19 protein-coding genes are annotated in these 21,160 nt (G+C 60.8%); 17 read left to right on the top strand and 2 right to left on the bottom strand.

Going from position 1 to position 21,160, the window contains the following annotated elements:
• Position 1: 1 nt before the first annotated feature.
• On the bottom strand, positions 2 to 1,033 hold the full coding sequence (locus CBW66_RS17775; protein WP_086140599.1) for an adenosine deaminase: 1,032 nt from the start codon (positions 1,031 to 1,033) through the stop codon (positions 2 to 4).
• Here CBW66_RS17775 and CBW66_RS17770 point away from each other — a divergent pair.
• The 15 genes from CBW66_RS17770 (at position 1,032) to CBW66_RS17700 (ending at position 18,735) form a co-directional block, all read left to right on the top strand.
• Positions 1,032 to 1,283, top strand: coding sequence for a hypothetical protein (locus CBW66_RS17770; protein WP_139841791.1), 252 nt, complete (start codon positions 1,032 to 1,034; stop codon positions 1,281 to 1,283). The two genes, CBW66_RS17775 and CBW66_RS17770, sit on opposite strands and share 2 nt — an antisense overlap.
• Positions 1,284 to 1,611: 328 nt before the next feature.
• Positions 1,612 to 3,534 (top strand): PrkA family serine protein kinase, encoded by a 1,923-nt coding sequence (locus tag CBW66_RS17765; RefSeq protein ID WP_034754154.1) that lies wholly within the window; start codon positions 1,612 to 1,614, stop codon positions 3,532 to 3,534.
• Positions 3,535 to 3,606: 72 nt separating this feature from the next.
• Positions 3,607 to 4,875: a YeaH/YhbH family protein gene (locus tag CBW66_RS17760; RefSeq protein WP_086140597.1), complete on the top strand. Its 1,269-nt coding sequence runs from the start codon at positions 3,607 to 3,609 to the stop codon at positions 4,873 to 4,875.
• Positions 4,875 to 6,476, top strand: coding sequence for a SpoVR family protein (locus CBW66_RS17755; protein ID WP_046686270.1), 1,602 nt, complete (start codon positions 4,875 to 4,877; stop codon positions 6,474 to 6,476). The genes CBW66_RS17760 and CBW66_RS17755 overlap by 1 nt, the downstream gene beginning before the upstream one ends.
• Before the next feature lie 539 nt (positions 6,477 to 7,015).
• Complete coding sequence (locus CBW66_RS17750) at positions 7,016 to 7,672, top strand: energy transducer TonB (protein WP_034754161.1); 657 nt, start codon at positions 7,016 to 7,018, stop codon at positions 7,670 to 7,672.
• A gap of 86 nt (positions 7,673 to 7,758) precedes the next feature.
• Positions 7,759 to 8,691 carry a MotA/TolQ/ExbB proton channel family protein gene (locus CBW66_RS17745; RefSeq protein WP_166448878.1) on the top strand — a complete coding sequence of 311 codons (933 nt, stop codon included), beginning with the start codon at positions 7,759 to 7,761 and terminating at the stop codon, positions 8,689 to 8,691.
• 5 nt (positions 8,692 to 8,696) lie between these two features.
• Positions 8,697 to 9,125: a biopolymer transporter ExbD gene (locus tag CBW66_RS17740; RefSeq protein WP_034754165.1), complete on the top strand. Its 429-nt coding sequence runs from the start codon at positions 8,697 to 8,699 to the stop codon at positions 9,123 to 9,125.
• A gap of 105 nt (positions 9,126 to 9,230) precedes the next feature.
• A complete protein-coding gene (locus CBW66_RS17735; RefSeq protein WP_176741207.1) occupies positions 9,231 to 9,662 on the top strand; it encodes a biopolymer transporter ExbD in 432 nt (143 codons plus the stop codon).
• Between the two features lie 78 nt (positions 9,663 to 9,740).
• Positions 9,741 to 10,952 carry a hypothetical protein gene (locus CBW66_RS17730; protein WP_086140596.1) on the top strand — a complete coding sequence of 404 codons (1,212 nt, stop codon included), beginning with the start codon at positions 9,741 to 9,743 and terminating at the stop codon, positions 10,950 to 10,952.
• 190 nt (positions 10,953 to 11,142) lie between these two features.
• Positions 11,143 to 12,114 (top strand): bifunctional riboflavin kinase/FAD synthetase, encoded by a 972-nt coding sequence (locus CBW66_RS17725; protein ID WP_086140595.1) that lies wholly within the window; start codon positions 11,143 to 11,145, stop codon positions 12,112 to 12,114.
• Between the two features lie 67 nt (positions 12,115 to 12,181).
• Positions 12,182 to 15,082 carry an isoleucine--tRNA ligase gene (gene ileS, locus CBW66_RS17720; RefSeq protein ID WP_086140594.1) on the top strand — a complete coding sequence of 967 codons (2,901 nt, stop codon included), beginning with the start codon at positions 12,182 to 12,184 and terminating at the stop codon, positions 15,080 to 15,082.
• A 196-nt stretch (positions 15,083 to 15,278) separates the two neighbouring features.
• On the top strand, positions 15,279 to 15,788 hold the full coding sequence (lspA, locus tag CBW66_RS17715; RefSeq protein ID WP_046685968.1) for a signal peptidase II: 510 nt from the start codon (positions 15,279 to 15,281) through the stop codon (positions 15,786 to 15,788).
• 17 nt (positions 15,789 to 15,805) lie between these two features.
• Positions 15,806 to 17,026, top strand: coding sequence for a bifunctional phosphopantothenoylcysteine decarboxylase/phosphopantothenate--cysteine ligase CoaBC (gene coaBC, locus CBW66_RS17710; RefSeq protein WP_086140593.1), 1,221 nt, complete (start codon positions 15,806 to 15,808; stop codon positions 17,024 to 17,026).
• 19 nt (positions 17,027 to 17,045) lie between these two features.
• Positions 17,046 to 17,495: a dUTP diphosphatase gene (gene dut / locus CBW66_RS17705; protein ID WP_086140592.1), complete on the top strand. Its 450-nt coding sequence runs from the start codon at positions 17,046 to 17,048 to the stop codon at positions 17,493 to 17,495.
• A 136-nt stretch (positions 17,496 to 17,631) separates the two neighbouring features.
• Positions 17,632 to 18,735 (top strand): M48 family metallopeptidase, encoded by a 1,104-nt coding sequence (locus CBW66_RS17700; RefSeq protein WP_086140591.1) that lies wholly within the window; start codon positions 17,632 to 17,634, stop codon positions 18,733 to 18,735.
• 145 nt (positions 18,736 to 18,880) lie between these two features.
• On the opposite strand, the gene CBW66_RS29025 is transcribed toward CBW66_RS17700, so the two are convergent.
• Positions 18,881 to 19,021, bottom strand: a complete 141-nt coding sequence (locus tag CBW66_RS29025; RefSeq protein ID WP_170933097.1) for a hypothetical protein — start codon at positions 19,019 to 19,021, stop codon at positions 18,881 to 18,883.
• Between the two features lie 98 nt (positions 19,022 to 19,119).
• On the opposite strand from CBW66_RS29025, the gene CBW66_RS17695 reads away from it, so the two are divergent.
• The gene (locus tag CBW66_RS17695; RefSeq protein WP_086140590.1) at positions 19,120 to 20,127 is read left to right on the top strand and encodes an XdhC family protein; all 1,008 of its coding nucleotides are present in this window, start codon (positions 19,120 to 19,122) and stop codon (positions 20,125 to 20,127) included.
• A gap of 66 nt (positions 20,128 to 20,193) precedes the next feature.
• Positions 20,194 to 21,111 (top strand): DNA-3-methyladenine glycosylase, encoded by a 918-nt coding sequence (locus CBW66_RS17690; RefSeq protein ID WP_086140589.1) that lies wholly within the window; start codon positions 20,194 to 20,196, stop codon positions 21,109 to 21,111.
• The last annotated feature ends 49 nt before the right edge of the window (positions 21,112 to 21,160 follow it).

Below are 21,160 nucleotides of genomic sequence, written 5' to 3'. Positions count from 1 at the left end.
TTTACTGCGTGGCGCCGTGGGCCGCCGCGTGCTGCGCGAAATACGCATCGACGGTGGCGAGGAAAACGTCTTTCTGCGCCTGCGGCAAAAAGGCGGCGATGAAACCATTGCGCGCCAGGCGTTGCGCGTGGGACAGGCCCAGCGGCAGCGCATCGAAGATGGCGTCGAAATTGTCGTTCATGTAGCCGCCGAAGTAGGCGGGATCGTCCGAGTTCACCGTCACCAGCAGGCCGGCGTCGAGCAGTTGCACCAGATTATGGTCATGCATCTGGTCGAACACGCGCAGCTTGGTGTTCGACAGGGGGCAGACGGTGAGCGCGACCTGTTCGCGCGCCAGGCGGGCCGTCAGTTCCGCGTCTTCCAGGCAGCGCACGCCATGATCGATGCGTTCGACTTTCAAGTCGTCGAGCGCCGTGCGGATATAGGCTGGCGGGCCTTCCTCGCCCGCGTGGGCCACCAGGTGCAGGCCCAGTTCGCGGCAGCGGGCAAACACGCGCGAGAACTTCTCGGGCGGGTTGCCCACTTCCGACGAGTCGAGGCCGATGCCGATGAACTTGTCGCGGTGCGGCAGCGCGTCTTCCAGGGTCTCGAACGCCTCCTCCTCGCTCAGGTGGCGCAGGAAGCACAGGATCAGGGCCGCGCTGACGGGGCTGTCCTGGCAGGCGCGGTGGATGCCGTTGATCACGTCGGCCATGGCCACGCCGCGCGCCGTGTGCGTCTGCGGGTCGAAGAAGATTTCCGTGTGCAAGACGTTATCGGCTTCGGCACGGCGCAGGTAGGCTTGCGTCATGTCATAGAAATCCTGCTCTTTCAAGAGCACGCTTGCGCCAGCGTAATAAATGTCGAGAAAAGACTGTAAATCCGTAAAAGCATAGGCGCTGCGCAAGTGTTCCACCGATTCATAGCCCAGCGGCACGCCATTGCGCTCGGCCAGTGCGAAAATCAGTTCTGGCTCCAGCGAGCCTTCGATATGGATATGCAGTTCGGCTTTTGGCATGCCGCGGACGATCGCGCGCAATTGGGGGTTCATCATGGGTGTTCCTTATAGGGTGACGATAAAAATGATGCTGGCGCGCGCACGCGCACGCGCGGCGCGCAGGGCCATCAGACATGCAGGCATCTTAGCGCAAGATGGCCAGCCGCACCGGCGCCCGGCCGCCATGGCGCCAGCGGCGGCGCCATGGCCGGCATCGGCACGCGCTGGCGAATTGTCGTATGATGGCTTAAAAGGTCTACAAAAGTTCATTGAAATGGATGGAAAATTTGATGATTTATCCAATTAAATCAACAATTTACAAACAAGTATTAAGGATATGTTGACATATCTTTTGACTTCCTGATCCTTTAGAGCAATAATTAATTTCATGGGGTAAAGGTAGGTGCAACAAGCGCTATCAACAGTGAAAAAATAAGCCGGCTGGCCACGTCAGCGCACGGCATCAAGCGCCAGTTTTTTGGTCCGGGCAATCCGGACTCGCAAAGACAGCCGGGCTTGAAACAACAATAAAAATCGGTACGAGGTACAGGAAAAGTTCAGACGGCAAGCCCAGGCGAGTGCCAGGCGGGCGGCCATGGTGACGGCAGTTCAGGTTGACATTAAAGGACATTGACATGACCATTTTTGATAACTATGCAGCACGCTACGAGCGCACCCGCGAAGAGGAAATGTCGCTCACCGAGTACCTGGCCCTGTGCAAGAAGGACAAGCTGACGTATGCCAGCGCGCCCGAACGCATGCTGGCCGCCATCGGCGAGCCGCAACTGGTCGACACGCGCAACGACACGCGCCTGTCGCGCATCTTCGCCAACAAGGTGATCAAGATTTATCCCGCCTTCCGCGAGTTCTACGGCACCGAGGAAGTCATCGAGCAAGTCGTCTCGTATTTCCGCCACGCGGCGCAAGGCCTGGAAGAACGCAAACAGATCCTGTACTTGCTGGGACCTGTCGGCGGCGGCAAGTCGTCCATCGCGGAAAAACTCAAGTCGCTGATGGAACACGTGCCCTTCTATTGCCTGAAAGGCTCGCCCGTCAACGAGTCGCCGCTGGGCCTGTTCAACGAGGAAGAGGACGGCACCATCCTGGAAGAGGATTACGGCATCCCGCGCCGCTACCTGCGCAACATCCCCAGCCCGTGGGCCGTGAAACGCCTGCATGAATACAATGGCGATATCAACCAGTTCCGCGTCGTCAAGCGCTACCCGTCCGTGCTGAAACAGATCGCCATCTCGAAAACGGAGCCGGGCGACGAAAACAATCAGGATATCTCGTCCCTGGTGGGCAAGGTCGACATCCGCAAGCTGGAAGACTATGCGCAGGACGACCCCGATGCCTACAGCTATTCGGGCGGCCTGTGCCTGGCCAACCAGGGCTTGATGGAATTCGTGGAAATGTTCAAGGCGCCGATCAAGGTGCTGCATCCGCTGCTGACGGCCACGCAGGAAGGCAACTACAAGGGCACGGAAGGCTTCGGTGCGATACCGTTCGACGGCATCATCCTGGCCCACTCGAACGAGTCGGAATGGAAGACATTCAAAAACAACCGCAACAACGAGGCGTTTCTTGACCGTATCTATATAGTCAAGGTGCCGTACTGCTTGCGCGTGTCCGATGAAATCAAGATCTACGACAAGCTGGTGGCCAATTCCTCGCTGGTGAAAGCCCCGTGCGCGCCCGGCACCCTGCGCATGATGGCGCAGTTCGCCATCCTGTCGCGCCTGAAAGACCCGGAAAACTCCAGCATCTTTTCGAAGATGCTCGTCTACGATGGCGAAAACCTCAAGGATACGGACCCGAAAGCCAAGTCCATGCACGAATACGTCGATTACGCGGGCGTGGACGAGGGCATGAACGGCCTGTCGACGCGCTTTGCCTTCAAGATCCTGTCGAAAGTGTTCAACTTTGACAATTCCGAAGTGGCCGCCAATCCCGTGCACTTATTATATGTACTGGAACAGCAGGTCGAGCGCGAGCAGTTCGCGCCGGAACTGGAACAGCGCTACTTCTCCTATATTAAAGAGCACCTGGCGCAGCGCTACGTGGAATTCATCGGCAAGGAGATCCAGACGGCCTACCTGGAAAGCTATTCGGAATACGGGCAAAACATCTTCGACCGCTATGTGACGTTCGCCGATTTCTGGATACAGGACCAGGAATACCGCGATCCGGATACGGGCGAAAGTTTCGATCGCGAATCGCTGAACAATGAGCTGGAAAAGATCGAGAAGCCGGCGGGCATTTCCAATCCGAAGGATTTCCGCAACGAAATCGTCAACTTCGGGCTGCGTGCGCGGGCATCGAACGGCGGCAAGAATCCCGCCTGGACCAGCTATGAAAAGTTCCGCACCGTGATCGAAAAGAAAATGTTCTCGAATACGGAGGAATTGCTGCCCGTGATTTCCTTCAATGCCAAGGCCAGTGCCGACGATGCCAACAAGCACGCCGACTTCGTGGCCCGCATGGTGGAAAAAGGCTATACGGCCAAGCAGGTACGCCTGTTATGCGAATGGTACTTGCGAGTACGCAAGTCATCCTAGCGCGGACAGCGGAGGCGCGCTCCGGCCTGACGACCGGCGGGGCGCGCAAGACGAGAAGCAAGGAGGCACCCTTTGACATACCTTATCGACAGGCGCTTGCAAAGCAAGAATAAATCCGCCGTCAACCGCGAGCGTTTCCTGCGGCGTTACAAGGGCCAGATCAAGGATGCCGTGGGGCGCGCCATCAAGGGGCGCTCGATCACGGACGTTGAAAACGGCGAGAAGGTCAGCATCCCCGTCAAGGACGTGGGCGAACCGTCGTTTGGCCACGCGCATGGCGGCGTATGGGAAGTGGTCAATCCCGGCAACAAGGAATACCTGAAGGGCGACCAGATCGCCCGGCCGAAAGGCGGCGCCGGCGGCGGGCGGGGCAAGGCGGGCAATAGCGACGAGACGACGGAAGACGATTTCATCTTCGAATTGTCGCGCGAAGAATTCATGAATTACTTCTTCGAGGACCTGGAATTGCCGCACATGGTGAAAACCCAGCTGACGGCCACCACGGAATTCAAGAACCAGCGCGCCGGCTACAATATGTCGGGCACGCCGTCGAACATCCATGTGCTGCGTTCCCTGCGCGGCGCGTTGGGCCGGCGCATCGCCGTCGGCGGCGGCGCCCGCAAGCAGCTGGCGCAGGCAGAGGAAGACCTGGCGACCCTGCTGCACGAAGGCGCGCCCGACAGCGACCCGCTCGTCACGGAACTGCGCCGCCTGATCCACCACCTGCACACGCGCCTGCTGGCGATTCCCTTCATCGACCCGTTCGACTTGCGCTATAGCAACCGCATCAAGGTGCCCAAGCCCATGACGCAAGCCGTGATGTTCTGCATCATGGACGTCTCCGGCTCCATGGACGAGTCGCGCAAGGACACGGCCAAGCGCTTCTTCATCCTGTTATATCTGTTCCTCAAGCGCGTCTACGACAAGATCGAGGTGGTCTTCATCCGCCACCATACGGCGGCGGCGGAGGTCGACGAGCATGAATTCTTCAATTCGCGCGAGTCCGGCGGCACCGTCGTGTCGTCCGCGCTGCACTTGCTCAATACCATCATCGACGAACGCTATGGCGCCGGGCAATGGAACAGCTATGTCGCGCAGGCCTCCGACGGCGACAACTGGGACAACGATTCCATGCTGTGCCGCCAGTTGCTGATCAATACCATCATGCCCAAGGTGCAGTACTACACCTATGTCGAGATCACCGACGGCCCGCAGCAAAACCTGTGGGAGCAATATGCGGGCGTGCTCGACCATCACGCCCATTTCGCCATGCAAAAGATCGTCACGCCGGCCGATATCTACCCGGTCTTCCGCGAACTGTTCAAGAAACAGGTGAAATGATGAGTGCAGCCTTTGATCGCGCCAGCAATACTCCGGGCGAACCGTTCGTGCGCCTGCGCCACCCGAACGCCCTGCCCGAGCAGTCGGAATGGACGTTCGAGCTGATCGAGCAAATCCACGAGGAAATCCGCCGTGTGGCGAAACAGTTTGGCCTCGACACCTATCCGAACCAGCTGGAAATCATCACGGCCGAACAGATGATGGATGCCTACACCTCGGTGGGCATGCCCGTCTCCTATAATCATTGGTCGTTCGGCAAGCATTTTCTGTCGACCGAGAAAAGCTACAAGCGGGGCCAGATGGGCCTGGCCTACGAGATCGTCATCAACTCAAACCCGTGCATCGCCTATTTAATGGAGGAAAACAGCCTGACCATGCAGTCGCTGGTGATCGCGCATGCGGCCTACGGCCACAATTCCTTCTTCAAGGGCAATTACCTGTTCCGTGCCTGGACGGATGCGGATGCCATCATCGACTATATGGTGTTTGCCAAGAACTACATCGCCGAATGCGAGCAGCGCCATGGCGTCGATGCCGTGGAATTGCTGCTCGACTCGTGCCACGCCATCCAGAACTATGGCGTGGACCGCTACAAGCGCCCGGCGAAACTGTCGATGGCGAAGGAATATGCGCGCCAGAAAGAGCGCGAAGCCTATGTGCAGTCGCAGATCAACCAGCTGTGGCGCACCCTGCCCCGGCGCGACGAGGACGAAGACGAGGACGACCAGCGCAAGGCCGCCCCCCGCTTTCCGCCCGAACCCGAGGAAAACCTGCTGTACTTTATCGAGAAGTACGCGCCGCTGCTGGAACCGTGGCAGCGCGAGATGGTGCGCATCGTGCGCAAGATTTCCCAGTATTTCTATCCGCAGCGGCAAACCCAGGTGATGAACGAAGGCTGGGCCACCTTCTGGCACTACACCATATTGAACCAGCTCTATGACGAAGGCGTGGTGGGCGACGGCTTCATGATGGAATTTTTGAAAAGCCATACCAACGTCGTCTACCAGCCGCCCATCGACAGCCCGTATTACAGCGGCATCAACCCGTATGCGCTGGGTTTTGCGATGATGAGCGACATCCGCCGCATCTGCGAGCACCCGACGGACGAAGACCGCGCCTGGTTTCCCGACATGGCCGGCAGCGACTGGCGCAAGAGCCTGGACTTTGCCATGCGCAATTTCAAGGATGAAAGCTTCATCGCCCAGTATCTATCGCCGCGGCTGATCCGCGAATTCCATTTCTTTGCCGTGCTCGACGACGACAAGAATGAAAAGCTGGCCATTTCCGCCATCCACGACGATGCCGGCTACCGCTACGTGCGCCAGCAGCTGGCCGAACAGTACAACCTGGGCAACCGCGAGCCGAACATCCAGGTCTGGTCCGTCAATACGCGCGACGACCGCGCATTAACCTTGCGCCACACGCAGTTCCAGCGCCGCCCGCTGAACCAGCAGGCGGCCGAGGTGCTCAAGCACGTGGCGCGGCTGTGGGGCTTCGATGTCCACCTCGATACGGTCGATCCGCAGGGCGTCGTCCTGGGCACTCTGAATTGCCGGCGGGAAAAACGCAACCGGCGCGACGACCCTGTCGTCCGGCCATGAAATGATTTATTGATAATAATCAATGGCAAGAATATAAGCGTTTCCTATGCCTACATAGGAATTCCGTATGGCCTGGCGGCGTCAAAAGGGCCGCCAGGACCGCCTTTTTTGACCTGGATAAAGTCCCTTCCGCACCCGTTTGGTGCGCGCACGCCGCTAAGTGGTCTGGTTCCGAGCTAAAACATTTCCAAAAGGAAAGATTTTCCTCCAAATTTAGCGGTTTCCATATTGAATATCACGAAATATAATTCCGCCAGATGGGCACATCGGAGAACTTAGCAGTGGTAGCCCAAAACGGCTGTAAAAAACCGATAAGACCGCCTTTTTTTATGTCCGAAAGCGTGCAAAGATGACATAAGCAAGTACGTTTTCAGGGCGCAAAAGCGCCAAAAATTTAACCGGTTTTAGGCGTTAAAAATCTGTGTAAAATAAAGAATTCGTATGTATAATTCGGCGACGTCCCGGATACGGCTGGAGCTTTGTGTCGTCATTTTGGGGTTCAGTTGCAAGACAAGAGATGGTATTTGGAGAAAGCAGGCATGAATTTTTCGAACGAGAAAAGTCCCAAGAACTACACAGGCATCACTATCGTTGTCCTGCTGCACGTTCTCGCGGCTTACGGGATCGTGACGGGCTTGGGCAAGCGGTTGGTCACCAAAATGATGGAACCGGTTGAAACCAAGATTATCGAGGAAGTCAAACCGCCTCCACCGAAGGATCTTCCACCGCCACCACCGCCGCCAGAAATGAAAGCGCCACCGCCGCCATTCATTCCGCCAGTCGAGGTGAACGTGCAGCAGCCGCCACCACAGCAAAACGTGATTGCAAATACGACTGCTGTGAAGCCAGCCACGAATGTATTGGCACCGCCAGCACCGCCTGCACAGCCTGCGCCAACTCCTGGACCAGCCAAATCGGTGCGTACGCCGGCCGTGGTTGACTTCAGTGTCTGCGAAAAGCCGGCTTATCCAAAGTCGTCGCAGCGCAATGAGGAAACCGGTGTGGTGACACTGTCGTTCCTGATCGGTGTAGACGGCAAGGTCGCTGATTCGAAGATCGTGAAGTCCAGCGGCTTCAGAGACCTGGACAAAGCCGCAGTGCAAGGTATTAGCCGCTGTACATTTAAGCCGGCAACAGTTGACGGCAAGCCGGAACAAGGCTGGCAGCAAATGCAATACGTTTGGTCGCTGGATTAAAACCCGAGGCAGTTATCCCCTGTCTCACACTATGATTTCGTTGTCATTACGTTCAGCGATCTGTTATTTTTAATTTTGGAGGAAGCATGTTTAAGAATACCCGTTTGTCCGCATTTTTTGCCGCGGTTCTGTTGTCCGTTACCGCTACTACCGCTCTGGTAGCAGCTCCGGCATTCGCTGACGCGCCAGCATCGGCTGCCGCTTCGGCTCCAGCGGCAGACGCTGCAGCAGCACCAGCACCAGCTGCTGACGCAGCCGCTCCAGCAGCAGACGCAGCAGCTCCAGCCGCTGACGCTGCAGCTCCAGCCAAAACCGAAGAAGTCCACAACCCGTTCGGCCTGCAAGCAGTGTGGGACGGCGGCTTCGTGCCACGCGCCACCCTGATCATCCTGGCCATCATGTCGATCGGCAGCTGGTACATCATCATCACCAAGCTGATGGATCAAATGAAGATCTTCAAGCAAGCTAAAGAAACCGCTGCCAAATTCTGGAAAGCCCCTTCGATCGCTGCTGGTTCGGCAACCCTGACCGAAGGCTCGCCATTCCGCTTCATCGCTGAATCGGGCACCAAGGCAACGGCTCACCATGACGGCGCCCTGCTGGAACAAATCGATCTGTCGACCTGGGTGACGATGTCGATCCAGCGCGCTTCGGACAAAGTCCAGTCGCGTCTGCAAGATGGCCTGTCGTTCCTGGCAACCGTTGGTTCGACCGCACCGTTTATCGGTCTGTTCGGTACCGTGTGGGGTATTTATGGCGCGCTGACCAACATCGGCATGACCGGTAACGCGTCGATCGATAAAGTTGCAGGTCCAGTTGGTGAAGCACTGATCATGACCGCTTTCGGTCTGCTGGTCGCCGTTCCTGCCGTTCTGGGTTACAACTGGCTGGTGCGTCGTAACAAAACCGCAATGGAAGACGTACGCTCGTTCAGCGCCGACGTTCACTCGGTACTGATCTCCGGCGCCATGTCGACCAGCGAAGCTGGCCGTGCTGCCGGCGCTAAAAAGATCGGATAAGAATCATGTCGATGTCCGTCGGCTCCGACAGCGGAGATGAAGATCAAGTAATGTCAGAAATCAACACGACGCCGCTCGTCGACATCATGTTGGTTTTGCTGATCATTTTCTTGATCACAAGTCCGGTTGTCCTCAAATTGCAGAAAATCGATCTGCCGATCGAGGCCAACCAAGCCCTTCAAAGCAAGCCAGAAAACGTCAACATCGTCGTCAACAAGGATGGCGAGATTTATCTGGGCCAGAAGAAACTGAAAGATACGAGCGAACTGTTCGATTATCTGAAAGTTGAAGCAGTGAAAGTACCGCAGCCGGAAGTACACGTTCGTGGCGACCAAGAAACACGCTACGAATCGATCGGCCGGGTTATTTACACGACCCAACGTGCCGGGATCCAGAAGGTCGGCTTCATCACCGAACCACCTGACAAGGGCTGATAGCGACTGGCGGCGGCGTCCCGGCAACACGGGGACGCCACTGCCGGAAGCTGACCGGGCGGCAGTTTCGCCCGGTGCTTCGTTGGACTTCTTAAAGGAAACACTATGAGTATGAATGTCGGTTCGGGAAGCGCTCCAGGCGCGGATCCGGAACCAATGATGGAACTGAACATGACGCCCCTCATCGACGTGATGCTGGTGCTGATTATCATGTTGATCATCACGATTCCTAAGCAAAACCACTCGGTGAACTTGAACATGCCGGTCGGCACCCCGCCGCCACCGACAACCGAACCAGTGGTCGTCACGATCGATGTCGATTTTGACGGTACGATCTTGTGGGACAATCAGGTCGTTCCTGACCGCGCTTCGCTGGAAGCCAAGCTGAGCAATGTTGCTGCGCAAGCAGACCAGCCGGAAGTGCATCTGCGTCCGAACAAGCTGGTGGAATACAAAGTCGTCGCCGGTGTGATGGCGTCGGCGCAGCGTCTGGGCGTGACCAAAATCGGTCTGGTCGGCAACGAGCAATTCCAGTAAGCTGCAGCAATCAGGTTCTCTTTACATCCGAATAGGCAGGACTTCCTGCCTATTCGCTTTTTACTGAAAGACTTTCTTATGTCCAAGTTTCGTCTCGCTCATCTCGGCCTCGTCATGGCCGCTATCGGTTTTACCGCAGCAACTCCCGTAATCGGCCTGGGCTCGCTGGCATACGCCGCGGACACCGTGCGTGCCGAAGTGGGCAAGCCACTGCAAGAAGCACAGAAACTCGCTAGCAGCGGCAAAAACAAGGAAGCGCTGGCCAAGCTGCGCGAAGCTGACAGCGTCGGCGGCAAGACCGCCTTTGAAAGCTACCAGATCGAGCGCGTGCGCGCCTCGGCCGCTGCCGCCGCCGGCGACAACGGCACCGCCATCAAGGCTTTCGAAGCCGTCATCAACTCCGGCCGCCTGAGCGCCGCCGAAGCCCCCAAATTCACGCAAGCGCTGGCAGGCATGTACTACCGCGCCAAGGATTGGCCAAACACCATCACCTGGATCAAACGTTCGCTGAAAGACCGCGAAGATCCACAGATGCGCGAACTGCTGATCCAGACCTACTACGTCAGCGGCAACTACGCCGAAGCGGCGAAAGAGCTGCAAGCGCGCGGCGGCAACTCGGAAGCGAGCCTGCAAATGCTGGCCAATATCCAGCTGAAGCAGAACGACAAGGCTGGCTATGTCGCCACCCTGGAAAAACTGGCATCGAGCTATCCGAAAACCAGCTACTGGGCCGACCTGCTGAACCGCGTTTCCGGCAAACCCGGCTTCTCGCAACGCCTGGGCCTGGACGTCCAGCGCCTGCGCCTGGCTAATGGCCTGTTCACCAAGCCATCCGAATACATGGAAATCAGCCAGTTGGCCTTGCAAGCAGGCAATCCTGGCGAAGCGCTGAGCATCATCGAGCAGGGCTACAAAAAAGGCGTGCTGGGCACCGGCGCCGATGCCGCCCGTCACCAGCGCCTGAAAGACCTGGCCCTGAAGACCCAGGCTGACCTGAAAGCCAACGCCGCCAAGTCGGAAGCGGAATACGTCAAGAACAAGGACGCCGACAGCTTGAGCAAGCTGGGCTTCGCCCTGGTCTACGATGGTCAGGCCGACAAAGGCCTGGGCCTGATGAATGACGCCGTGAAGATGGGCACCGCCAAGTATGCGGAAGAAGCCAAGCTGCATCTGGGCATCGCCTACATCCACGCCGGCAAGAAATCCAACGCATCGACCGCGCTCAAAGCCGTCAAGGGCACGGATGGTGCTGCGGACCTGGCACGCTACTGGGCATTAATGAACAAGTAAGACTATATCTCCAAGATACTGTCGGGCAGCTAGTCGAGTGCCCGCAGCAAAAAGCGTTGCCAGCACACCCGCCGGCAACGCTTTTTATCATTTCAGCAGGGAAATTACCCCTGCGGCCGCCCTGTCGGGTGTGCATCCCTGAAACAGTCCGTATAATCCCCCTTTTGGCACAGTTTTTCATCAGATTCCTATGAAGGTATTCCGCGGACTTCCCAATGCCCAGGCACGCGCGCCTTGCGCGCTGACCATCGGCAATTTTGACGGTGTCCACATCGGCCATCAGGCCTTGCTGGCGCGCGTGCGCGAAGCAGCTACCGAACTCGGCATCGAAGCGGCCGTGATGACGTTCGAACCGCACCCGCGCGAATTCTTCGCGCAGCGTGCGGGCGACCTGTCGAAAGCGCCGCAGCGCATCGCCAACCTGCGCGACAAGCTGCAGTCGCTGGACGACGCCGGCATCGACCGGGTGGTCGTCGAGCACTTCAGCGCCCAGTTCGCCGCCCTGACGCCGCAGGAATTCACGGAAAAAGTCCTCGTCGACGGCTTGCACGTGAAATGGCTGATGGTCGGCGACGATTTCTGCTATGGCGCCCGGCGCGCCGGCGACGTCGCCATGCTGCAGGAAGCGGGCCGCCAGTACGGTTTCCATGTAGAAACCTTACCGACGGTGATGAATGGCAGCACGCGCATCTCCTCGTCGGCCGTGCGCCTGGCCCTGGCCGCCGGCGATTTCCCGCTGGCCACGCAGCTGCTGGGTCACCCGTACGCCATTTCCGGCCACGTCATCCACGGCCAGAAGCTGGGCCGCACCCTCGGTTTCCCCACCCTGAACCTGCGCGTGGCGCACCGCCCCGCCCTGTCCGGCGTCTTCGTCGTGCAGGTGCACGGCCTGGGACCGCGGCCGCTGCCCGCCGTGGCCAGCCTCGGCGTGCGTCCCACCGTCGACGACAGCGGCCGCGTCTTGCTGGAAGTGCATCTGTTCGATTTCGCCCAGTCGTGCTACGGCAAGCTGGTGCGCGTGGAATTCCTGCAAAAGCTGCGCGACGAGGAAAAGTACGACGACCTGCCCACCCTGACGGCCGCCATCGAGCGCGACTCAAACCAGGCGCGCGCCTGGTTCGAGCAGCGCAGCGGCGCCATTACCGCCACCGACCGAATTTGACGCCGGCCAACTCCGCCGCCTGGCGGCCCCTGTCGCCGCAAACCATTCAATATCATTAAAGAAGATTATGTCCGATCAAAACAAGCCAGCCACGCCCAAGCAGAACAAGAAGCCTGAAAGCAAATACCCGGTCAACATGACGGAAACCCCGTTCCCGATGCGCGGCGACATGGCCAAGCGCGAGCCACAATGGGTGCAGCAATGGCAAGACAAGAAAATTTACGAGCGCGTGCGCAAGGCCGCCGCCGGCCGTCCGAAATTCATCCTGCATGACGGCCCGCCGTATGCGAATGGCGACATCCACCTGGGCCACGCCGTCAACAAGATCCTCAAGGATATGGTCGTCAAGTCGCGCTCGCTGGCCGGCTTCGACGCGCCGTATGTACCTGGCTGGGATTGCCACGGCATGCCGATCGAGATCCAGATCGAAAAACTGCACGGCAAGAACCTGCCGACGGCCGACGTGCTGGAAAAGGCCCGCGCCTACGCCAACGTGCAGGTCGAGCGCCAGAAGAAGGACTTTATCCGCCTGGGCGTGCTGGGCGAGTGGGACAACCCCTACCTGACCATGGCGCACGGCAATGAAGCCGACGAGCTGCGCGCGCTGGGCAAGCTGCTGGAAAAAGGCTATGTCTACCGCGGCCTGAAGCCCGTCAACTGGTGTTTCGACTGCCAGTCGGCGCTGGCCGAGGCGGAAGTGGAATACGCGGAAAAACGCGATCCGTCCATCGACGTGGGGTTCAAGTTCGCCGAGCCGGAAAAACTGGCGGCCGCCTTTGGCTTGCCGTCGCTGCCGACCGATAACGGCTTCATCGTCATCTGGACCACCACGCCGTGGACCATCCCGTCGAACCAGGCGCTGAACGTGCACCCGGAAGTCAAATACGCGCTGGTGAAAACCGAGCGCGATGGCCAGCCGCTGCTGCTGATCCTGGCGCAAGACCTGGTCGTGGCCAGCCTGGCGCGCTTCAAGCTCGAAGGCACGACGATCGCCACCTGCGACGGCGCGGCCCTGGGCGGCATCAGCTTCCGCCATCCGCTGCATGCAAGCGATGCCTTCTACGACCGTTTGTCGCCCTTGTACCTGGCCGAATACGTGACCACGGAAAGCGGCACGGGCGTGGTGCACTCGGCGCCAGCCTACGGCCTGGACGACTTTATCTCGTGCAAGGCGCACGGCATGAAGGACGACGACTTCATCAAGCCCGTCATGGGCGACGGCAAGTTCGCCTCGACCCTGCCCCTGTTCGGCGGCATGAGCATCTGGGAAGCGTCGAAACCGATCTGCAACGCCCTGAAAGAAGCGGGCGCGCTGTTCGAAGTCAAGATGTTCGACCACAGCTATATGCACTGCTGGCGCCACAAGACGCCGATCATCTACCGCGCCACCTCGCAGTGGTTCGCCGGCATGGACGTGACGCCGAAGGACGGCGGCGCGACCCTGCGCGAGACGGCCTTGCAAGGCATCGCCGACACCGAGTTCTTCCCGGACTGGGGCCAGGCGCGCCTGCACGGCATGATCGCCAACCGTCCCGACTGGACCCTGTCGCGCCAGCGCCAGTGGGGCGTGCCGATGGCCTTCATCGTGCACAAGGAAACGGGCGACCTGCATCCGCGCACGCCGGAACTGCTCGAGCAAGTGGCCAAGCTGATCGAAAAAGACGGCATCGAGGCATGGCAGGCGCTGGACTTGCAAGACCTGATCGGCGACGAAGCGGCCATCTACGCGAAGAACAAGGACACCTTGGACGTGTGGTTCGATTCCGGCGCCACGCACCAGACGGTGCTGGGCGGCCCGCAGGCCCACGGTTCGCACTCGACGCAGCTGCAGTTCCCGGCCGACCTGTACCTGGAAGGCTCGGACCAGCATCGCGGCTGGTTCCACTCGTCGCTGCTGGTGTCGTCGATGCTCAATGGCCGCCCGCCGTACAAGGCGCTGCTGACGCACGGCTTCACGGTCGACGGCGAAGGCAAGAAGATGTCCAAGTCGCTGGGCAACACCCTGGCGCCGCAAAAGATCTCGGACACGCTGGGCGCGGACATCCTGCGCCTGTGGATCGCCTCGACCGACTACACGGGCGAACTGTCGATCTCCGACGAGATCCTCAAGCGCGTGACGGAATCGTACCGCCGCATCCGCAACACCCTGCGCTTCCTGCTGGCGAACACTTCGGACTTCAATCCGGCCACGGACGCCGTGGCGGTGGCGGAACTGTTCGAAATCGACCGCTATGCGCTGGCCAATATGGCATCGCTGCAGCAGCAGATCGAAAATAACTATGCGCGCTACGAGTTCCACCCCGTCGTGTCGAAGCTGCAGACCTACTGCTCGGAAGATCTGGGCGGCTTCTACCTGGACATCCTGAAGGACCGTCTGTACACCTCGGGCTTGACGTCGCACGCGCGCCGTTCGGCGCAGACGGCCCTGTGGCACATCACGCAAAGCCTGCTGCGCCTGATGGCCCCGGCCCTGTCGTTCACGGCCGAAGAAGCATGGGCCGTCTTCGCCGGCAGCGAAGCCTATGCCGCCAGCGATGAAACCATCTTCACGCAAACCTGGTGGCAGCTGCCGGAAGTCTCGGACGCGGCCGAGCTGCTGGAGAAATACACGGCCCTGCGCGCCGTGCGCACTGACGTCACGAAACAGCTGGAAGACTTGCGCACCTCGGGCGCCATCGGCTCCTCGCTGCAGGCGGAACTGACGATCAAGGCCGCGCCGATGAAGTACAAGCTGTTGACCACCCTGGGCGACGACTTGAAATTCGTCTTCATCACCTCGCAGGCCACCGTGGCCGAAGTAGCCGACGAAGCGGCCGAGGAAGTGGTCGTGGCCGCGTCGACGGCGCCGAAGTGCGAGCGCTGCTGGCACTACCGTGCGGACGTGGGTACGGACGCCGCGCATGCTACCCTGTGCGGCCGCTGTGTCAGCAACCTGTTTGGCAAGGGCGAAGTTCGCCGCTTCGCCTAGACAACGTCGTCAAAATCTACTGCGCGTCGCGATTTGCGGCCTGCGATGCTCGCTGTACTAAAGTACAGCTGCGCGTCTCGGGCCAACGGGGGCGCCGAGCCTCGCTGCCGCTCGCTACGATTTTGCCCGTCGTTGTATGCTATGAGTCCAACCGCCGCCTGCTGCCAGGCGGCGGCTTTATCTTCCCTGGAAAAATATGGCCACTAAAAACCGTTTTTCATCGAAATCGTCATCCTCGGCATCGCTCGTGCCCTGGCTGGGCATTGCCGCCATCGTCATCCTGTTTGACCAGATCACCAAGATCACGATCCTGAAGACCTTCCGCTATGCGCAAGAGATGGTCATCACCTCGTATTTCAACCTGGTGCTCGCGTATAACAAGGGCGCCGCGTTCAGCTTCCTGTCCGACCAGGGCGGCTGGCAGCGCTATTTCTTCACCGGCATCGCCCTGGCGGCCGCCATCTACATCGTCTACCTGCTGAAAAAGCACGCCGGCCAGCGCATGTTCTGCTGGGCCCTGGCGCTGATCCTCGGCGGCGCGCTGGGCAACGCCATCGACCGCCTGGTCTACGGCCACGTGGTCGATTTCCTCGACTTCCACTGGAAAAGCTGGGGCCATTTCCCCGCTTTCAATATCGCCGACAGTGCCATCTGCATCGGCGCGGCCCTGTTCATCATCGATGAACTGCGCCGGGTAAACAAATAAACACGCGGGAGAACGGCATGGAATTGTCCGGCAAAAAAATCGTCCTGGGACTTTCGGGCGGCGTCGCCTGCTACAAGGCGGCGGAACTGTGCCGCGCACTGACCAAGGCCGGCGCCTCGGTGCAGGTGGTGATGACGGATGCGGCCAGCCACTTCATCACGGCCGTCACCATGCAGGCCCTGTCCGGCCACCCCGTGCACACGAGCCAGTGGGATGCGCGCATAGACAACAACATGGCGCATATCGATCTGACGCGCCATGCGGACGCCATCCTGATCGCGCCGTGTTCGGCCGATTTTCTGCGTAAACTCGCGCATGGCGTGTGCGACGATTTGCTCTCGACCCTGTGCCTGGCCCGTCCCTCCCACCTGCCCTTGCTCGTGGCGCCGGCCATGAACGTGGAAATGTGGCAGAACCCCGCCACGCAGCGCAATGTGCAGCAGCTGCGCGACGACGGCATCAAGCTGTTCGGCCCTGCCGCCGGCGAACAGGCCTGCGGCGAAGTTGGCCTGGGCCGCATGCTGGAACCGGAACAGCTCTTGACGGAACTGATCGCCGCCTTCCAGCCGAAAGTCCTGGCGGGCAAGCGCGTGCTGGTCACGGCCGGCCCCACGTTTGAAGCCATCGATCCCGTGCGCGGCATCACCAATCTGTCCTCGGGCAAGATGGGCTATGCGGTGGCGCGCGCGGCGCGCGAAGCGGGCGCCGAAGTGCTGCTCATTTCCGGCCCCACGGCCCTGGACGCGCCCTTCGGCGTGCGCCGCATCGACGTGCAAAGCGCGCAGCAGATGCATGATGCGGTACTGGCCCACGTCGATGGCCAGCACGTCTTCGTCGCCGTGGCCGCCGTCGCCGACTGGCGCGTGGCCAACGCCAGCGACCAGAAGATGAAAAAGCAGGCCGACGGCTCCGTGCCCGAATTGCAGTTCGCGCAAAATCCCGACATCCTGGCCACCGTGGCGGCGCGCACCAACCTGGCCGGCTATCCGTATTGCGTGGGCTTTGCCGCCGAATCGGAAAACCTGGTGGAATTCGGCTCGGTCAAGCGCGAAAAGAAGGGCATTCCCCTGCTGGTCGGCAATATCGGACAGAACACCTTTGGCCAGGACGACAACACCATCATCCTGTTCGACGAGGAAGGCCATACCGTGCTGCCGCGCGCCTCGAAACTGAACCTGGCGCGCCAGCTGATTTCGGAAATCTCGAAGCGGCTGGCAAAAAACTCGCTCCTCAAGTAACCCCTTACGTTCTAAATTAATGAAAAATATCGACATCAAGATCCTCGACGCCCGCATGCAGGAACTGCTGCCGGCCTACGCCACCCCGGGCAGCGCGGGCCTCGACCTGCGCGCCTGCATCGATGCGCCCATCACCATCGAAGCCGGCCAGACCGTGCTCATTCCCACCGGCCTGGCGATCCACATCGGCGACCCGTCGTATGCGGCCATGATCCTGCCGCGCAGCGGCATGGGCCACAAAAACGGCATCGTATTGGGGAATCTGGTAGGCTTGATCGACTCCGATTACCAGGGCCAGCTGATGGTATCGACCTGGAACCGGGGCCAGAGCGCTTTCACGCTCAATCCCATGGAACGCCTGGCGCAACTGATTATCGTGCCGGTGCTGCAAGTGGGCTTTAACGTCGTCGAGGAATTCGGCGACAGCGAACGCGGTGTTGGCGGTTTCGGCAGCACCGGCAAACATTAACAGCGACTGACAAACCGTAGCGAGTGGATGTGAGTTGTGGCTGAGAAGCGGAGCTGTGAAATGCACAGTGAGCATCGGAGGCCGCGACCCGCGCCGCGCAGTAGGTTTTGTCAGGAGTTACAAGAAGGATTGTCTTATGCCAGGTTTACGCCATCTGACCCCAGCCACGACTTCGCTGCGCCATCTGGCCTCGCCACTGCTGGTGGCTTGCGTTGCCCTACTCTCTGCCTGCACCACGCCAACGACGAATGTCAGCGGCCCGTTCAACGTCGTGCCGGCGCCCGATGCGTCCGCGCCGACGGCGCAGCAAAAGGCGGCGCAGGAAGAGCTGGTGAAGATGGTGGCGCTGCAGGACCGCCTGTCGAAAGTCTCGGCGCCCCTGCTGATCAACAACGCGGACCTGTGCAAGACGTATGCGCGCAACCTGCTCGGCTTCACGGCGCAGAACAAGTATTCCTACCCTGGTATCTATGCCGATGCGGCGCAGGCAGCCCTCGGCTACGGCGAGCAGATGCAGGTCTCCGGCGTCTTGCCGGGCAGCGGCGCCGCGCGCGCCGGCTTGCGCAAGGGCGACGGCTTGCTGGCCGCAGAAGGCAAGCCGCTGCCGGCCGGCGCGAAAGCGGAAGGCCCGTTCGGCGCCATCGTCGGCCCGCTGGCCTCGAAAAGCGCGAGCCTGAACATGACCATCGCGCGCGACGGCCAGCAGCAGGACCTGAAGATTCCCGTCACGCGCGCCTGCGCCTTCCGCGTCGCCCTGGGCAATGCCGACAATATCAACGCGTATTCGGACGGTTCGCGCATCATGCTCACGCGCGGCATGGTCAATGCGGCGCAAAACGACGAAGGCATCGCCTTCGTCATCGCCCGCGAAATGGCGCACAACATCCTCGACCACGCGCGCAGCCAGCGCACGGCGGGTACGGCCGGCAGCATCATCGACAGCCTGGGCGCCGTGCAGCCCGACGTGTCGATGCTGACGGGCGCCGCCGGCATCAAGGCCATGCCGCAGGAACTCGACGTGCAAGCCGACACCCTGGCCATCTACCTGCTGGCGCGCGCCGGCTACAACGTCGACAACGCCGCCCGCTTCTGGCAGCGCCTGGCCACGCAAGTACCGGCCACGGTCGCCAACGGCTACACGGCCCTGCACCCGGGCACCAACTCGCGCATGGCCGCCGTCAACCGCGCCGTGACCGACGTGCGTGCCAAGCAGGCGGCGAAGAAACCGCTCAAGCCTTAGAACGCCTACCATAACCTACTGCGCGTCGCGCTTTGCGGTCTGCGATGCTCACTGTGCTCAAGCACAGTTGCGCTTCTCGGCCACAAATCGCTGCCGCTCGCTACGGTTCTGTTAGACGTTCTGCATCCTGATGCAGCAGGTTTGGTCAGGCGCCGGGGAAGTTGGGGAAGTAGGTGCCCATGATCCAGGTCAGGGCGCCGCAAAACACCACCGCCAGAAACAGGGCGATCAGCAGTTTGCCAAACTTGGGGATGCCGTCTTCTTGCGTCTTGACTTCATTTGACATGAAAATTCTCCGCAGGGTGGTGGAACAGGTAGTATATCCACAATCTTGAATACTATTCCATATTTTGCCGCAAACATGCGGCATCACTCCCGCGCCCCATGGACAGCATCGACCTCGAAGTTCTGAAAACCAGCGCCGCCTGGCTCGCCGCCGGACACCGCTGCGAGCTCGTCACCGTCATCAAGACCTGGGGCTCCAGCCCCCGCCCCGTGGGCGCCACCCTGGCCATCTGCGACGATGGCACGGTGGTCGGTTCCGTTTCCGGCGGCTGCATCGAGGATGACTTGATCGACACCGTGCGCATGCACGGCATCGTGCGCACCTTGCCGGAAATCGTCAGCTACGGCATCAGTGCCGACGAGGCGCACCGCTTCGGCCTGCCCTGCGGCGGCACCATCGAACTGGCCATCGAACCGCTGCATGCGGGCAGCCGTGTGGCCGAACTGCTGGCGCGCCTGGAAGCGCATGAACTGGTCGAGCGCCGCCTCGACCTGCGCAACGGCGCCGTCAGCCTGCGGCGCGCCGCGCCGGGCGCCGTGCTGGCCCTGGAAGACGCGGCGCTCACCACGCAGCACGGCCCGCGCTGGCGCCTGCTGATCATCGGCGCCAGCCAGCTGTCGCGCTTCGTGGCGCAGATCGCCACGGCCATGGATTACCACGTCATCGTCTGCGACCCGCGCGAGGAATACCGGGGCGGCTGGAACGTGCCCGGCGTGCCCCTGCTGCACGCCATGCCGGACGACCTGGTGCTGGAATTGAAACTCGACAGCCGCAGCGCCGTCGTCGCCCTCACGCACGACCCCAAGCTCGATGACCTGGCCCTGATGGAAGCATTGAAATCACCAGCTTTTTATGTCGGCGCCATCGGCTCGCGCGCGAATAACGCCAAGCGCCGCGAACGGCTGCTGCAGTTCGACGTCAGCGCGGAACAGCTTGCGCGTCTGCATGGTCCCATCGGCCTGTACATCGGCAGCAAGACGCCGGCCGAAATCGCCATTTCCATCCTGGCCGAGCTGACGGCCGTGAAAAATGGCGTGCCCGACGCGCTGCAGATCCAGCACGCGGCGGCCCTGAGCCCGCCCACCACCGATATCTGCGTCCGTTAAGAACCGCAGCAAGAAACGCGGTGCGCCGGCGGCGCGCCCCTGCTACCTTCACTGATTTTGGCCACCATGACCCTGCTGCACTGGACCCTCCCCCTGCCCGCCGGCTACCGCCGCGACGATGTCATCGCCTTCCACAGCCGCGACGGGGAAGCGGTGGCGGAACAAGTCACGCCGACGGGCCTGCGCAAGGGCATCCTGCTGCACGGCGTGCCCGTGGTGCTGGAGGTGGCCTTCACGGACGCTACGGCCGTCTGCCGCGCCGAGATCGACGGCAGCGCCAGCGACGCTCTGCAAACGGCGCTGCACGGCGCCCTGCTCAATATTCTCGGCCTGCGCATCGACCCGCAGCCGTTCGCGCAGCTGGCCGCCGGCGATCCGCTGCTGGCGCCCCTGGTCCGGCTCAATCCCGGCTTGCGCATCGTGCAATCGGCCAGCCCCTTCGAGGCGCTGACCTGGGCCATCATCGGCCAGCAGATCAACCTGTCGTTCGCCATTTCCCTGCGCCGCACTTTTATTTTGCAGGCGGGGCGCCGGCACGCCAGCGGCTTGTGGTGCTACCCGGAGGCGCGCGACGTGGCGCAGCTGGAAATCGAGGAGCTGACCAGCCGCAAATTCTCGCGCGCCAAGGCGGAAACCGTGCTGCGCCTGGCGCGCCTCGTCGATGACGGGGCACTGTCGCTGGAGCTGCCCCCTTCCGGCGACGTGGCGGCCATTTCGCAGGCGCTGCTGGCCGTAAAGGGCATTGGCCCGTGGACCGTCAACTACGCGCTGCTGCGCGGCTACGGCTATGCCGACTGCTCGCTGCATGGCGACGTGGGCATCCGCGCCGCCCTGCAAAAGCTGCTCGGCGAAGAAACGAAACCGGACATGGCGCGCACGGAACAGTGGCTGCGCCAGTATGCGCCGCACCGCACCATGGCGGCCGCCCACCTGTGGGCCAGCCTGCATGCGCCGGCAAAAAATATGTCAACCGCGCGGGAATAAACGGCGGGCGGCACGCGTCTATCCCTTGCAAGCCCTCAAAACCTCAAGG

This window comes from Janthinobacterium sp. GW456P, assembly GCF_002127655.1.
Classification (GTDB): domain Bacteria; phylum Pseudomonadota; class Gammaproteobacteria; order Burkholderiales; family Burkholderiaceae_D; genus Janthinobacterium.
This window is presented reverse-complemented; position numbering and strand designations above follow the sequence as displayed.

Excerpts from the sequence above, each read along its gene's own strand:
- CBW66_RS17765 (WP_034754154.1), top strand. The coding sequence starts at position 1,612 with ATGACCATTTTTGATAACTATGCAGCACGCTACGAGCGCACCCGCGAA.
- CBW66_RS17745 (WP_166448878.1), top strand. The coding sequence starts at position 7,759 with ATGTTTAAGAATACCCGTTTGTCCGCATTTTTTGCCGCGGTTCTGTTG.
- CBW66_RS17700 (WP_086140591.1), top strand. The coding sequence starts at position 17,632 with ATGCCAGGTTTACGCCATCTGACCCCAGCCACGACTTCGCTGCGCCAT.
- dut (WP_086140592.1), top strand. The coding sequence starts at position 17,046 with ATGAAAAATATCGACATCAAGATCCTCGACGCCCGCATGCAGGAACTG.
- CBW66_RS17775 (WP_086140599.1), bottom strand. The coding sequence starts at position 1,033 with ATGATGAACCCCCAATTGCGCGCGATCGTCCGCGGCATGCCAAAAGCC.
- CBW66_RS17750 (WP_034754161.1), top strand. The coding sequence starts at position 7,016 with ATGAATTTTTCGAACGAGAAAAGTCCCAAGAACTACACAGGCATCACT.
- CBW66_RS29025 (WP_170933097.1), bottom strand. The coding sequence starts at position 19,021 with ATGTCAAATGAAGTCAAGACGCAAGAAGACGGCATCCCCAAGTTTGGC.
- CBW66_RS17740 (WP_034754165.1), top strand. The coding sequence starts at position 8,697 with ATGTCGATGTCCGTCGGCTCCGACAGCGGAGATGAAGATCAAGTAATG.
- CBW66_RS17730 (WP_086140596.1), top strand. The coding sequence starts at position 9,741 with ATGTCCAAGTTTCGTCTCGCTCATCTCGGCCTCGTCATGGCCGCTATC.
- CBW66_RS17770 (WP_139841791.1), top strand. The coding sequence starts at position 1,032 with ATGGGTGTTCCTTATAGGGTGACGATAAAAATGATGCTGGCGCGCGCA.
- CBW66_RS17695 (WP_086140590.1), top strand. The coding sequence starts at position 19,120 with ATGGACAGCATCGACCTCGAAGTTCTGAAAACCAGCGCCGCCTGGCTC.
- ileS (WP_086140594.1), top strand. The coding sequence starts at position 12,182 with ATGTCCGATCAAAACAAGCCAGCCACGCCCAAGCAGAACAAGAAGCCT.
- CBW66_RS17725 (WP_086140595.1), top strand. The coding sequence starts at position 11,143 with ATGAAGGTATTCCGCGGACTTCCCAATGCCCAGGCACGCGCGCCTTGC.
- CBW66_RS17690 (WP_086140589.1), top strand. The coding sequence starts at position 20,194 with ATGACCCTGCTGCACTGGACCCTCCCCCTGCCCGCCGGCTACCGCCGC.
- coaBC (WP_086140593.1), top strand. The coding sequence starts at position 15,806 with ATGGAATTGTCCGGCAAAAAAATCGTCCTGGGACTTTCGGGCGGCGTC.
- CBW66_RS17755 (WP_046686270.1), top strand. The coding sequence starts at position 4,875 with ATGAGTGCAGCCTTTGATCGCGCCAGCAATACTCCGGGCGAACCGTTC.
- lspA (WP_046685968.1), top strand. The coding sequence starts at position 15,279 with ATGGCCACTAAAAACCGTTTTTCATCGAAATCGTCATCCTCGGCATCG.
- CBW66_RS17735 (WP_176741207.1), top strand. The coding sequence starts at position 9,231 with ATGAGTATGAATGTCGGTTCGGGAAGCGCTCCAGGCGCGGATCCGGAA.